Below are 13,214 nucleotides of genomic sequence, written 5' to 3'. Positions count from 1 at the left end.
TACCCTAGTCGTGTGAGACTAGGGTGCAAGAAAGAAGCCACCCTTTCCGGTCTCACAGGACTGAATTAAAAGGTTATTATTATGAAGCAATCTGCTTAGATTGTTTTATTTGTTTCGTTTCTGGTAGTAGTAGATTTAACAGTACACCTACAATTGCTGCTAGTGCCATTCCTTCTACTTGGAACGATTCTCCTACGTGAAGTACCGCTCCACCAATACCGATTACTAGTATTACTGATGCAATCATTAAGTTTCGTTTGTCACTTAGGTCTGTTTTATCATCTACCATCATGCGTAATCCACTTGATGCAATTACACCGAATAGTAAGATTGATACACCACCCATAACCGGTGTTGGAATCGAATGAATCAGTGCAGAAATCTTACCGATAAACCCAAACATGATTGCGAACACTGCTGAACCGATGAATAAGTATACACTGTATGCTCTCGTAATTGCTAGCACACCGATGTTTTCACCGTACGTTGTATTCGGTGGTCCACCGATAAGTGATGCGATTAATGTTGCTACTCCATCACCGAAGATTGAACGGTGTAAACCTGGTTTTTCAATTAAATCTCTTTTAATAACATTTCCAAGTACAATTTGATGTCCGATATGCTCTGAAATTGTTACTAGTGCAACTGGTACCATCAAGAGTACAATCTTCCACGAAAACTCCGGAGTATATGTTACAAATGGTACTGTGAAATCTGGTACAACAAACCATTTTGCCTCAGCTATCGGCTTTAAGTTTACTAGCCCTTGGAAGTAAGCGAAGATATATCCGCCGATAATACCAAGTAACACTGGTATGATACTGAAAAATCCTCTTCCGAATATAGAGCAGATAATTGTAATTGCTAACGTTACTAATGCTACTGAAAAGTGTGTAAAGCTATATTTGCCATCCGCACCGTTCATCGCCATGTTAACTGCTGTATGCGCTAAAGCTAGACCGATTACCATTACGACTGGACCAACTACGATTGGCGGAAGTAATTTCATAATCCACTCTGATCCTGACTTCTTAATTCCGAGTGAAATTAAGATGTACACAAGTCCTGCTAGCAACCCACCGAGCATTGCTGCTCCAGGTCCACCTGCTGTTTTCGCTGTTATTATCGGTGCGATAAAGGCGAATGATGATCCTAGATAGGCAGGTACTTGACCTTTCGTTATAAGAAGAAACGCTAGCGTTCCTAATCCACTTGATATTAATGCTACTGACGGATTCAATCCTGTTAAAAACGGAACAAGCACTGTTGATCCAAACATCGCGAACAAATGTTGTATACTTAAAAATAACCATTTTCCCGGTTTCGGTACTTCATTAACGTCTAACACTGGCTTTTGTTCCATTGTTACATCCTCCTTCAGTTTAATTCTTTGCAATAAAAAAACTCTTTGTGCCTGTGCACAAAGAGTCCTACACTTTCGTATGCCAAATTTGACATATGAAAGCCAAGACCCTTTGGCAGCCTCACAGGACTACATTTAAAAGGGCTTTACTTATCGTATATGCTTACTCGATCTTGTTGATCTGTCTCTTGCAAATCAACTTCGATACGCTCTTCACTTGATGTTGGAATGTTCTTTCCTACATAATCAGCGCGAATTGGTAGTTCACGATGACCTCTATCAACAAGAACCGCCAGTTGGATTTGTGATGGTCTACCTAAATCCATAAGAGCATCCATTGCTGCTCGAACTGTTCTTCCTGTATATAATACATCATCTACAAGGATAACTTTTTTCTTCGTAATATCTACAGGGATATCAGAACCTTTTACAAGTGGTTCTTCATTTTTTGATTGTAGTGTTAGATCATCACGATATAACGTAATATCTAGCTCTCCAACTTCCATTTCTTTTCCTTCAATTTGACCAATTCGTTCTGCCAAACGTTGTGCAATAAAAATTCCACGAGTTTTAATTCCGACAAGAACACAATTATCGACACCTTTATTTCGTTCCACGATTTCATGACTAATTCGTGTTAAAGCGCGGCGAATCATTTGGTCATCTAAAACGACTGCTTTCTCTTGCATGCTCTACACCTCCAAGCTTTTTTTCTTGCGTGAGAGTAATGGTATAAAAAAAGTCCTCTCAGCGTGTGCGAGAGGACTTTTGAAAAAAGGGTACAGCATACCCTATGTATTTCAAACCGTTACCTTCTCAACCTCACGGGGCTGTGTTAAAGGATCATTATTTAACTGTTGTCAGTATCTCAGTTTTCTTATGATTTGTCAATACTATTTTCGTAAAATATTTAATGCATCTTCAAACACTTCTGGAATCGGTGCCTCAAACTGAATATACTCACCCGTGCGAGGATGGTCGAATCCTAAAATACCTGCGTGAAGTGCTTGCCCATTCATGTCTAATGTTTTTTTGGGTCCATACTTTGGATCTCCTGCAAGTGGATAGCCAATATATTTCATATGAACACGAATTTGGTGTGTACGGCCTGTTTCTAAGCGACATTCTACAAGTGTGAAATCTTTGAATCGCTCTATCACTTGGAAATGCGTAACAGCATGCTTACCATTTTCATCAACCGTCATACTTTGGCGCTCTTTCTTATCACGAGCAATCGGAGCATCAATTGTTCCCTTATCATGCGGAATAACACCGTGTACAATCGCTTTGTAACGTCTTGTTACTGTTTTTGCTACAAGTTGATTTACAAGTGATTCGTGTGCCATATCATTTTTAGCAACCATTAATAGGCCTGATGTATCTTTATCAATACGATGCACGATACCTGGACGCATTACACCGTTAATGCCTGATAAGTCTGTACAGTGGTGCATAAGACCGTTCACAAGCGTACCACTTGTATGACCTGGTGCTGGATGTACAACCATACCACGCGGCTTATTAACAACGAGTACATCTGCATCTTCATAATAAATTTCTAAGTTCATATCTTCTGCTTGAATATCTAACTCTTCTGGATCAGGAATCGTTACTGTAATTTCATCGTTTTCTTTCACTTTATAATTCACTTTTACCGATTTTCCATTAACTGTAACAACATTCTCTTTAATCCATTGTTGTACTTGTGAACGTGACCATTCACTGTTTATTTCTGCAACGAATTTATCAATTCGCTCGCTTTTTTGTTCTTCTGCAACTGTTACTTGTACTACTTCACTCATTCAATTACTCCTTCGTTTTCTTGCCTTCTAATAATGTTTGAATAATAATTAATACAACACCAATACATAATGCTGAATCAGCTATATTGAATACTGGATAGTTGTACGAGAAAATATACACGTGAATGAAATCCACTACTTCTTGTCTAAATACACGATCAATGAAATTACCAATTGCTCCGCCTAATATTAGACCTAATGAAATTCCTAGAAGTTTGTCTGTTTTCGCATATTTTTTCATATAAATTACGATAAATGCTACAAAAACGACTGTAATAATGTAGAAAAACCACATTTTGTTTTCTAAAATCCCCCAGGCAGCTCCTCTATTTCGATGTGATGTTATGTATAATACATTATCGATAATCGGAATGCTCGTACCCAATTCCATGTTCTTTACAATTAGCCATTTCGATATTTGATCGATGGCAATGACAAATAACGCTATTACATAATATATCATTTTCATTTCCCCCACAAAGACAGTGTACCTCAAAATTTTAGCATAGCTGCAACCTTTTCACAATGAACCTTTATAGAAGAATAAAATAAATTAAAAAAAGGTAATATAATATCGTTGTGCGCATTCATACATTTACTTTTTCATAGAAAAATTCATGAATGGTACGGGCAGTCGGCATCGTCTTCATTTGTTTTACCGAAATTACTCTCCCTGTCTCTTCACAAATACCATACATATCTATTTCCATTTTAAATAATGCGCGTTCTACATCTTTTAAGTCCTCTTTTATATCATGTAATAGGAGTTTTTTCTTTATCTCTTCCTTAATTTCATATCCAAGCTCTTCGCTAAACTCTGTATCATATTTGTGCATGACCTCTTTAGCTAGCCTCTCTTGTAACTCTTTTCGCATCAATTGCAATTCTTCTTTGATTTCCATATACATTTCATTCACGTGTACATTCCTCCCAGCTGCAATGTACGATTAGTGTGTCCGAAATTTCTATGCTTACCTCACACACATTTTTCCTTCATAGGAAAGAGAGTGAAAGTCATTTCAATATATCTTCAATAAAAAAACTGACTGCACTTAGGCACAGTCAGTTTTTTATTACTTTACATAGTTTTCTTTAACAACTGTTGCACAACGCTCACATAATGTTTCATGTTCAGCATCTTTACCAATTGTTTCTGAAACTACCCAACAACGTTCACATGTTTCACCAGTTGCTTGAGCAACAACAACCGCTGTATGCTCATACTTCGGCGCATCTGCTGGTGCTTCTTCCATCATGCCACCAAGTTTATACTCAGAGACGATGAATAATTGCTTTAAGTCTTCGCTAATAGACTCTAACATAGCTTTCATTTCTGCAGTTGGATATAACGTAATGCTTGCATTTAATGACTTACCGATTACTTTTTCATTACGAGCTACTTCTAACGCTTTTAATACGTCATCACGTAATGTCATAAATGCATCCCATTTTGTTTTTAATTCTTCCGCACCATCTAATTGTACAGCTTCTGGCATATCAGTTAATTGTACACTTTCTTCTGTTACACCTGGAACATATGGCCATACTTCATCGGCCGTATGCGGTAAGATTGGTGTTACAAGTTTCGTCAACGCAACAAGAACATCATATAATACAGTTTGAATTGCACGACGATCTTCATGGTTTGCACCTTCAATGTATAAAATGTCTTTTGCAAAGTCTAAGTAGAATGAACTTAAATCAATTGTACAGAAGTTATGAATTGCATGATATACAGCAGCGAAGTCGTATGTTTCATATGCTTCTTTTACTTTTGTAATTAAGTCATTTAATTTCACTAGCATGTAACGATCTACTTCACGAAGTTCAGCTACAGCTACTGTATTTTCACTTGGCTTAAAGTCATCTAAGTTTCCTAATAAGAAACGGAATGTGTTACGGATTTTACGATACACTTCTGCTACTTGTTTTAAAATATCATCTGAAATACGTACATCAGATTGATAGTCAACAGAAGATACCCATAAGCGTAAAATGTCTCCGCCTAATTGATCCATAATTTTCTTCGGTACGACGATGTTTCCAATCGACTTACTCATTTTACGTCCTTCACCATCTAATACGAAACCATGGCTTAGTACGCCTTTATATGGAGCTTTACCTGTTACAGCAACTGCTGTTGATAATGAAGAGTTAAACCAACCACGATACTGGTCAGATCCTTCTAAATATAAATCAGCTGGACGTTGTAAGTCATCGCGCTCTTCTAATACCGCTTGGTGAGAAGAACCTGAATCAAACCATACATCCATGATGTCTGTTTCTTTACGGAATTCACCATTCGGGCTACCTGTATGTGTAAATCCTTCTGGTAATAGATCTTTCGCTTCACGCTCGAACCATACGTTAGAACCGTGCTCACGGAATAAATCTGCTACATGGTTAATTGTTTCATCTGTAATAATTGGATCGCCATTTTCTGCATAGAATACAGGGATTGGCACACCCCATGCACGCTGACGAGAAATACACCAGTCACCACGGTCACGAACCATATTATGAAGACGAGTTTCTCCCCATGCCGGTACCCATTTTGTTTCCGCAACAGCTTCTAATAATTCTTTACGGAACGCTTCAATAGATGCAAACCACTGTGCTGTCGCACGGAAAATAATTGGTTTTTTCGTTCTCCAATCATGTGGGTATGAATGCGTAATGAATGTTAGTTTCAGTAACGCGCCTACTTCTTCTAATTTCTCTGTAATTGGCTTGTTAGCTTTATCATAGAATAAACCTTCAAATCCAGGTGCTTCATTTGTTAATACACCTTTATCATCAACTGGACAAAGTACTTCTAATCCATACTTTTTACCAACAACGAAGTCATCTTCCCCGTGTCCTGGTGCTGTATGAACACAACCTGTACCTGCATCTGTTGTTACGTGATCTCCTAGCATAACTAATGAATCACGATCGTAGAATGGATGTTTTGCAACTGTATACTCAAGTTCGCTACCTTTTACCGTTTTCACAACTTCAGTATTTTCCCACTCTAACGTTTTTGCAACTGTCTCAAATAGTTCAGAAGCAATAATATATTTCTCATTATTTACTTTTACAATAGCGTATTCAAGTTCTGGGTGAACAGAAATACCTAAGTTTGCAGGTAACGTCCAAGGTGTTGTTGTCCAGATAATGAATTTCTCATCACCTTCTAATACGTTCTTTCCGTCTTTTACAGGGAATGCTACGTAAATAGATGCTGATTTTTTATCTTGATATTCAATTTCAGCTTCTGCTAAAGCTGATTCACTCGTTGGAGACCAGTAAACTGGTTTTTGCCCTTTATAGATATAACCTTTTTTCGCCATATCACCAAACACTTTAATTTGTTGCGCTTCATAAGCTGGCTCTAAAGTAATGTATGGGTTATCCCAATCAGCACGTACACCTAAACGCTTAAATTGTTCACGTTGACGTTCTACTTGCTCATATGCATACTCTGCACATAACTTACGGAACTCCGCAACTGTCATTTCTTTACGCTTTACACCTTTATTTGTTAAAGCTTGCTCAATTGGTAAACCGTGTGTATCCCAACCTGGTACATATGGTGCACAGTAACCAGTCATTGATTTATAACGAACAATAAAGTCTTTTAACACTTTATTTAACGCATGTCCCATATGAATGTCACCATTCGCATATGGAGGTCCATCATGCAATACAAATAAAGGACGACCTTTCGTATGTTCTTGTACCTTTTCATAAATATTCATTTCAGCCCACTGTTCTTGCATTGCAGGCTCACGTTTTGGTAAATTCCCACGCATTGGGAACTCTGTTTTTGGCATTAGTAATGTATTTTTGTACTCCATGCTCAATTCCTCCTTACATGTATAAAAGAAACACTTAAAAAACGGAATAAAAAAGAGACCTTCTCATCCCAAAAAGGGACGAGAAAGTCTCCCGCGGTACCACCCTAGTAGATCCTATACATAGGTATACAATCCTCTTTATATTCTTAACGCGAATATACGCCTACGCTTACTCTATTTGTTCAGCGCGGAACTCCAGGGTGATATTCCCATTATCTCCTTATCCTGAGCTTACACCATCCTCAGTTCGCTATATAAGGTATGAAAAAGGTACTTATCCCTATCTTCGTTTTTCTTAATAAATATGTTGTTTAAAATTATATGTAATAATGAGAAAAACGTCAAGCTTACACTGTTTCTTCTTTTTTCAACAGTTCATCTACTTCGTCTTCTAACTCAATTAGTTTATCCCAATCATCGTTGTTTAACATTTCAAGCTGTGTTTCTAGTAACATACGGAAACGAGTGCGGAATACTTTCGCTTGTTTCTTTAGCTCTTCAATATCAAAAGCAACTTTTCTTGATTTTACTAACGCTTCGTTAATAATACGGTCTGCATTCTTTTCAGCTTCACGTACGATTAATTTTGCTTCTTTTTGCGCATTACGTTTTACTTCTTCCGCTGCTTCTTGTGCAACAACGATCGATTTGTTTAACGTATCTTCAATATTAGAGAAATGATCTAACTTTCCTTCTAATTGCGCGACTTTTTCTTCTAAAGCTTTTTTCTCACGAATGACTAATTCATAATCTTTGATAATTTGATCAAGAAACTCATTTACTTGATCTTCATCATAGCCACGGAATCCGCGACCAAATTCTTTGTTATGAATATCTAATGGTGTTAACGGCACAACGCCACCTCCAAGTAATTATCTAAATTTCCTCTTTCAATTATATCTTTTCTTCGACAAAATAGGAGGATTTCCTTCTAAAAAACCAATCATTTTAGTATACCATACAAAATTCTCCATTTGTCGCGCTTTGTTCTACCTTCTACAGAAAACAATTTACTTCGCCCATATCCTCTCACTGAAAAAACATCCCCTGGATAACATTCATAAGAAGTTTGCTCCACTGTTTTCCAATTCACTTTTACTAAACCATTTTTTATGAAAGGTTGTACTTTTTGTCTGGATATATGTAACATTTCAGCTAACATAACATCTAAACGAAGTGAAGAAACCGTTCCAGATTTCTCTCCCCACGTTTCTTGCATCTGTAGAATTTTTTCTCCTTGCACTGGCGATAAGGAAACTTTCGCTTTCCCTATAGTTTGTAAGTTCATCTCAATATAAGATACAACTTCTTTTGCGACTACAATTTGGGCACGATCTTCTTGAAGCAAAATATCACCACACTTTTCTCTCGTTAAACCGAGAGACATAAATGTACCTAATATTTGCCTATGTTCTAGCGTATAAAACTTGGAAGGATAGTCAATTTCCAATACTTCTACTTGAAATTCTTCTTCATTTACTACTAGATAGTCCGGATAAATGAGTGCTCTTTTGCGCTCTGCATGAGGCGTTGCACCATCAAACTGTACAGAAACATCCCCTTGACCTATCACCATAGTGACAATTTGTTGTTGTCTTGGATCAAGGAAGTCTGTTAACTTCACTTGATGGTACTCCGCTACTCGCTTCCACTCTAACACCTTATCCACAAAGACCTCTTCATCGGGTCTGAAATGTTCATAGATGCTCATGTATTTAACCTCTTACTATAAGAAATAGCCGAATATACTTACTAAACCCTTCGTAGCAAGCTTTAATGTAAAAATCGCAACGAGTGGAGAGATATCAATCATACCAAGCGGCGGGATAAATCTGCGAAATGGTTCTAAATACGGTTCACAAATACGCGCAAGAATATCTCCAAAAGTCGATTCCTTCGCACCTGGGAACCATGATAGGAGAATGTAAATAATAAGTGCCCACGAGTAAATCTCGATAGCAGTAATTAAAACGTTTAAAACTGTTATCATGGCGTATTACCACCTCTTTATATTTGTGTCTTCTTCTTCACCGAATAACTCTGAAATTGCACCAACAATATCTACATTTTCAGGCGTACACATAAATGTTTTCGGTCCTATTTTTTGAATGTCCCCGCCTATAGCGTATACAGTACCACTTAAAAAGTCAACGATACGTACAGCTTGATCAGTAGACATTCGTTGTAAATTAATCACAACAGCTCGTCTACCTTTTAAATGGTCCGCAATCCCTTGCGCTTCTGAATACGTGCGTGGTTCTAATAAAACAACTTTTGAAGATTGCTTTGCGGTTTCAATGCTCACAACATTTTGTTTCGGTTGCGCTTTTGGAAACGTAACATCTTGTTGTTCAGGCGGATCTTGCTGCTTCTTCATGTCTGTTTGCTCCTTTTCATAACTATATTGAGCTGCTTCTTTTTCTTCCGGTGTATCAAAAAAGAAGTATTTTACTTTTGACCAACTCATAATAAGATTCTCCTTCCTTTTACGCTTTTCCTACTAAAATCGTCCCCAAACGAATATATGTAGCACCTTCTTCAATTGCAATCGTGTAATCATTAGACATTCCCATTGATAACTCTCTACATGGCGCATGCAATAATTCTAGCTCCTGCACCTCTGTTTGTAGCTTACGTAACTCCTTAAAACAGCGTCTGATTTCTTCCTCTTCTTCTGTAAACGGAGCCATTGTCATTAGTCCAACCACTTCAACCTTATCCAGTTCTTGCAAACTTTGAATAAAAGAAATCGTTTCTTCTATCGCCAATCCTTGCTTTGATTCTTCAGATGATGTTTTCACTTGAATAAAACATTTCACTTTCTTATCAGCACGTTTTTGAATTTCTTTTGCAAGTGAAAGACGATCTAACGAATGTAAATAATCAATTTCATTAATGATTTCTTTTACTTTTCTCGTTTGTAATGATCCAATAAAATGCCAATTCACTTTTGAACCGAAATGTTCGTACTTCTGTAAGAAACCTTCATTTCTATTTTCACCTAAATCGATAATTCCAGCTTCAATTACTTCGTTTGTCTTTTCAATTCCTACCGTTTTTGTAACTGCAACGAGTTTAATATCTTGCAACGAACGTCCCGCTCGTGCGCAAGATTGTTTAATTGCTTCGTTTACAGTTGTTAAATTTTTTTGTACTGTCACTTGCTTTCTTCCTCCTTAAAACCTATGAAACTCAACATTCTCCCTGTCTTACCTTGATCACGACGATGAGAGAAAAATAGTTGCTCTTCACAGCTTGTACAAAGAGATGACATTACAATATTCTCTTCTTTTATGCCTGCTTGTACACATAATATACGATTAATTTCTTTTAAATTAATTGCGTACTGCCCATCAGAAATTTTTTTATAAGGGACAGAACCGTTTACTACTTGCTCTGCTGCTGTTAACACTCTATCATCAACAACGTAACAACAAGATCCAATTGCTGGTCCAATTGCAACATGAATTTCATCACTTGAAATCCCTTCTGCATTCCATTTTTGAATCATTTCCTTTGCAATCTCTTTTACAGTCCCTTTCCATCCAGCATGCGCAAGTCCTATCATACCATGTGATGGCGCATAAAAATAGAGTGGAACACAATCCGCGTAACATGATGTTAAAAGAACATCATTATCAGTCGTATAAATGCCATCTGTTTTTGAAATACCGTCTTCATATGAATAGACGCCACTTCCTTTTTCCTGTTGTCCTACTTTTTCAACATGATGATCATGAACTTGTTCAGAGCAAATCCAGTTTTCTAATGGTTTTTGTAACTTATTTGCTAAAATGCGTCTGTTTTCATGAACGTTCTCCACGATATCATTCACATGTAATCCTAAATTCATCGCATGAAAGGAGCCCGTACTTATCCCACCATCTTTTGTCGTAAATCCAGCAGTAATGTTTCCAAGTTCTTTCCACGCTTGTAAATACAGTATACCGTCCACATATTTAAATGGTTCTATTATCATAAAGCGGCTCCTTTTAATTAAAATAACATAAAAAAGCATGGTACTTCCTGTCTATTTTACCATACTTTTATTTTTTCATAATCCCAACAGAAAAAAAAGAGGAATTTGTAATATTCTTTATGAAATTGTCGGTGTTTGTATTGATTCTGTTACAGAATTAACAGGATTTACTCTAACAAGTATGACATCTTCTCCAATTTTCACAATTTCCTTCCAAGGAATTACAATTTCTAAATCTTTCCCAAAAATCCCTAACATGCGTGCCTGTTTGGAAATAATAATAGACCCAATCTTTCCTGTGTTCATATCGATTTCGATATCTCCAATATTCCCAAGCCTTTTTCCATCTGAAACATTTATAATTTCTTTCATCTGCAACTCCGAAATTCTTATCATTTTCATCCTCTCCCTTATATATGACGAATTGAAAAAACACTGTTTCTCAAATTTACAGGAAGCACTCTCAACTAACCCCATATGATTTTCATTATATGAATACAGCTTCCCTACTATGAGCGAAGACAAACTATATTGCATATAAAAAGGTCTCACCATAAATGGTGAAACCTTATCCTTGAATCGTCTTATTCATTTGTTTAATAGCTGATTTCTCTAAACGTGACACTTGCGCTTGAGAAATCCCAATTTCTTCTGCAACTTCCATTTGTGTTTTTCCTTGGAAGAAACGTTTTCGAATAATCATTTTCTCACGATCATTTAAACGCTTCATTCCTTCTTTCAATGCTAACTCTTCAACCCACTGCTCGTCCTTTTGTTTTTCATCACTTAACTGATCCATAACAAAAATAGGATCTCCCCCATCGTTATAAATCGGCTCAAATAATGAAACTGGATCTTGAATCGCATCTAAAGCAAAAACAATTTCTTCATGAGTCACTTCAAGCACTTTTGCAATATCCATTGCTGTTGGTTCTTTTGAATTTTCTGCAATCAATTTCTCTCTTACTTGTAATGCTTTATACGCAATATCTCGTAATGATCGAGATACGCGAATCGGATTGTTATCACGCAAATATCTGCGTATTTCCCCAATAATCATTGGCACAGCATACGTTGAGAATTTTACATTTTGGCCTAAATCAAAATTATCAATGGATTTCATAAGTCCGATGCAACCAACTTGAAATAAATCGTCAACATATTCTCCTCTGTTATTAAATCTTTGGATGACGCTCAGTACAAGACGTAAGTTTCCATTCACTAATTTCTCTCTTGCGCTTATCTCTCCACTTTGCATTTCACGAAATAATTTACGCATTTCATCATTTTTTAGTACGGGAAGTTTAGCTGTATCAACACCGCAAATTTCTACTTTGTTTCTCGTCAAAGTGTTCCCTCCTATCGGGAGTTGCTGTACAGTGTAAAGTATTTCCTTTGAAGGGGATTTTATGCATGCGGTTTTCTCTTCATTTTTCATTTTCGTTGTCTCTTCTCATACAACGAAAGAGAATAAGACCAGCCTAGATAACGGCTGGTCTTATTCTTTACACCATTTTATTAAATTCTTTTCGTAATCTTTTTATGATTCTTTTTTCTAAACGCGAAATATATGACTGTGAAATCCCAAGCATATCCGCCACATCTTTTTGCGTCTTTTCCTCTTCTCCAGCAAGCCCAAACCGAAGTTCCATAATTTGTTTTTCACGATCATTTAATTGATGCAATGCTTTCATTAGAAGATGACGATCTACAGTAGCTTCTAAATCTTTTGTAATAATATCATCGTCTGTACCTAATACATCCGATAATAAAAGTTCATTCCCGTCCCAATCGATGTTAAGCGGTTCATCAAAAGAAACTTCTGATCGGTTCTTATTATTCCGGCGCAAATGCATTAAAATTTCATTTTCTATACAACGTGAGGCATATGTTGCTAATTTTATTTTCTTTTCTGGATTAAATGTATTAACCGCTTTAATAAGGCCGATTGTTCCAATACTAATCAAATCTTCAATATTTATCCCTGTATTTTCAAACTTTCTTGCTATATATACAACTAGCCGTAAGTTACGTTCAATCAGTAACGATCTTGCTGCCTGATCTCCTTTTGGCAATTTATTCAAAAGAACTTCCTCTTCTTCTTTCGTTAACGGTGGTGGCAACGCTTCACTTCCACCAATATAATAAATTTCATCGGTCTTAATTCCTAATTTCAACAATACTTTATACCAAAGGTATACTAAATAAAATTTTAATTTCATCATATTATC

15 protein-coding genes and 1 other annotated feature are annotated in these 13,214 nt (G+C 36.7%); all 15 genes read right to left on the bottom strand.

From position 1 onward, the window contains the following. Positions 1 to 79: 79 nt before the first annotated feature. Positions 80 to 1,363 carry a uracil permease gene (gene uraA, locus AABL52_RS08040; protein WP_000435930.1) on the bottom strand — a complete coding sequence of 428 codons (1,284 nt, stop codon included), beginning with the start codon at positions 1,361 to 1,363 and terminating at the stop codon, positions 80 to 82. Positions 1,364 to 1,509: 146 nt separating this feature from the next. Further along, a complete protein-coding gene (pyrR, locus tag AABL52_RS08035; protein ID WP_001156490.1) occupies positions 1,510 to 2,052 on the bottom strand; it encodes a bifunctional pyrimidine operon transcriptional regulator/uracil phosphoribosyltransferase in 543 nt (180 codons plus the stop codon). A gap of 204 nt (positions 2,053 to 2,256) precedes the next feature. Beyond that, entirely contained in the window at positions 2,257 to 3,165 is a 909-nt protein-coding gene (locus AABL52_RS08030) for an RluA family pseudouridine synthase (RefSeq protein WP_341519139.1), read from the bottom strand. A gap of 4 nt (positions 3,166 to 3,169) precedes the next feature. Next, the gene (lspA, locus tag AABL52_RS08025) at positions 3,170 to 3,628 is read right to left on the bottom strand and encodes a lipoprotein signal peptidase LspA (protein WP_000642179.1); all 459 of its coding nucleotides are present in this window, start codon (positions 3,626 to 3,628) and stop codon (positions 3,170 to 3,172) included. 124 nt (positions 3,629 to 3,752) lie between these two features. Continuing rightward, the gene (locus AABL52_RS08020) at positions 3,753 to 4,082 is read right to left on the bottom strand and encodes a molecular chaperone DnaK (protein WP_001004659.1); all 330 of its coding nucleotides are present in this window, start codon (positions 4,080 to 4,082) and stop codon (positions 3,753 to 3,755) included. Positions 4,083 to 4,238: 156 nt separating this feature from the next. Beyond that, positions 4,239 to 7,004, bottom strand: a complete 2,766-nt coding sequence (gene ileS2, locus AABL52_RS08015) for an isoleucine--tRNA ligase (RefSeq protein ID WP_000455967.1) — start codon at positions 7,002 to 7,004, stop codon at positions 4,239 to 4,241. 71 nt (positions 7,005 to 7,075) lie between these two features. Beyond that, positions 7,076 to 7,300 (bottom strand) — a binding site (T-box leader). A 51-nt stretch (positions 7,301 to 7,351) separates the two neighbouring features. Then, complete coding sequence (divIVA, locus tag AABL52_RS08010) at positions 7,352 to 7,858, bottom strand: septum site-determining protein DivIVA (RefSeq protein ID WP_001131611.1); 507 nt, start codon at positions 7,856 to 7,858, stop codon at positions 7,352 to 7,354. A gap of 89 nt (positions 7,859 to 7,947) precedes the next feature. Continuing rightward, on the bottom strand, positions 7,948 to 8,715 hold the full coding sequence (locus AABL52_RS08005) for an RNA-binding protein (RefSeq protein WP_000029716.1): 768 nt from the start codon (positions 8,713 to 8,715) through the stop codon (positions 7,948 to 7,950). 15 nt (positions 8,716 to 8,730) lie between these two features. Then, a complete protein-coding gene (locus AABL52_RS08000) occupies positions 8,731 to 8,994 on the bottom strand; it encodes a YggT family protein (protein ID WP_000633797.1) in 264 nt (87 codons plus the stop codon). A 6-nt stretch (positions 8,995 to 9,000) separates the two neighbouring features. Then, positions 9,001 to 9,471 (bottom strand): cell division protein SepF, encoded by a 471-nt coding sequence (locus AABL52_RS07995; RefSeq protein WP_000119136.1) that lies wholly within the window; start codon positions 9,469 to 9,471, stop codon positions 9,001 to 9,003. A 19-nt stretch (positions 9,472 to 9,490) separates the two neighbouring features. After that, positions 9,491 to 10,165: a YggS family pyridoxal phosphate-dependent enzyme gene (locus AABL52_RS07990; protein WP_000218032.1), complete on the bottom strand. Its 675-nt coding sequence runs from the start codon at positions 10,163 to 10,165 to the stop codon at positions 9,491 to 9,493. After that, positions 10,162 to 10,980 (bottom strand): peptidoglycan editing factor PgeF, encoded by an 819-nt coding sequence (pgeF, locus tag AABL52_RS07985; protein ID WP_033656388.1) that lies wholly within the window; start codon positions 10,978 to 10,980, stop codon positions 10,162 to 10,164. The genes AABL52_RS07990 and pgeF overlap by 4 nt, the downstream gene beginning before the upstream one ends. A gap of 120 nt (positions 10,981 to 11,100) precedes the next feature. Next, entirely contained in the window at positions 11,101 to 11,379 is a 279-nt protein-coding gene (locus tag AABL52_RS07980) for a YlmC/YmxH family sporulation protein (RefSeq protein ID WP_141523825.1), read from the bottom strand. Positions 11,380 to 11,551: 172 nt separating this feature from the next. After that, a complete protein-coding gene (gene sigG / locus AABL52_RS07975; protein WP_000197753.1) occupies positions 11,552 to 12,331 on the bottom strand; it encodes an RNA polymerase sporulation sigma factor SigG in 780 nt (259 codons plus the stop codon). A 157-nt stretch (positions 12,332 to 12,488) separates the two neighbouring features. Further along, positions 12,489 to 13,208: an RNA polymerase sporulation sigma factor SigE gene (gene sigE, locus AABL52_RS07970; RefSeq protein ID WP_000976947.1), complete on the bottom strand. Its 720-nt coding sequence runs from the start codon at positions 13,206 to 13,208 to the stop codon at positions 12,489 to 12,491. Between the last annotated feature and the right edge of the window lie 6 nt (positions 13,209 to 13,214).

This window comes from Bacillus paramobilis (assembly GCF_038096195.1).
Classification (GTDB): domain Bacteria; phylum Bacillota; class Bacilli; order Bacillales; family Bacillaceae_G; genus Bacillus_A; species Bacillus_A mobilis.
The sequence above is the reverse complement of the archived record's forward strand: the minus strand, read 5'-3'. Positions and strand labels throughout refer to the sequence as shown.

Bases quoted from the DNA above. Each gene is read 5' to 3' on its own strand.
- uraA (WP_000435930.1), bottom strand. From the start codon at position 1,363: ATGGAACAAAAGCCAGTGTTAGACGTTAATGAAGTACCGAAACCGGGA.
- pyrR (WP_001156490.1), bottom strand. From the start codon at position 2,052: ATGCAAGAGAAAGCAGTCGTTTTAGATGACCAAATGATTCGCCGCGCT.
- AABL52_RS08030 (WP_341519139.1), bottom strand. From the start codon at position 3,165: ATGAGTGAAGTAGTACAAGTAACAGTTGCAGAAGAACAAAAAAGCGAG.
- lspA (WP_000642179.1), bottom strand. From the start codon at position 3,628: ATGATATATTATGTAATAGCGTTATTTGTCATTGCCATCGATCAAATA.
- ileS2 (WP_000455967.1), bottom strand. From the start codon at position 7,004: ATGGAGTACAAAAATACATTACTAATGCCAAAAACAGAGTTCCCAATG.
- AABL52_RS08005 (WP_000029716.1), bottom strand. From the start codon at position 8,715: ATGAGCATCTATGAACATTTCAGACCCGATGAAGAGGTCTTTGTGGAT.
- AABL52_RS08000 (WP_000633797.1), bottom strand. From the start codon at position 8,994: ATGATAACAGTTTTAAACGTTTTAATTACTGCTATCGAGATTTACTCG.
- AABL52_RS07995 (WP_000119136.1), bottom strand. From the start codon at position 9,471: ATGAGTTGGTCAAAAGTAAAATACTTCTTTTTTGATACACCGGAAGAA.
- AABL52_RS07980 (WP_141523825.1), bottom strand. From the start codon at position 11,379: ATGATAAGAATTTCGGAGTTGCAGATGAAAGAAATTATAAATGTTTCA.
- sigE (WP_000976947.1), bottom strand. From the start codon at position 13,208: ATGATGAAATTAAAATTTTATTTAGTATACCTTTGGTATAAAGTATTG.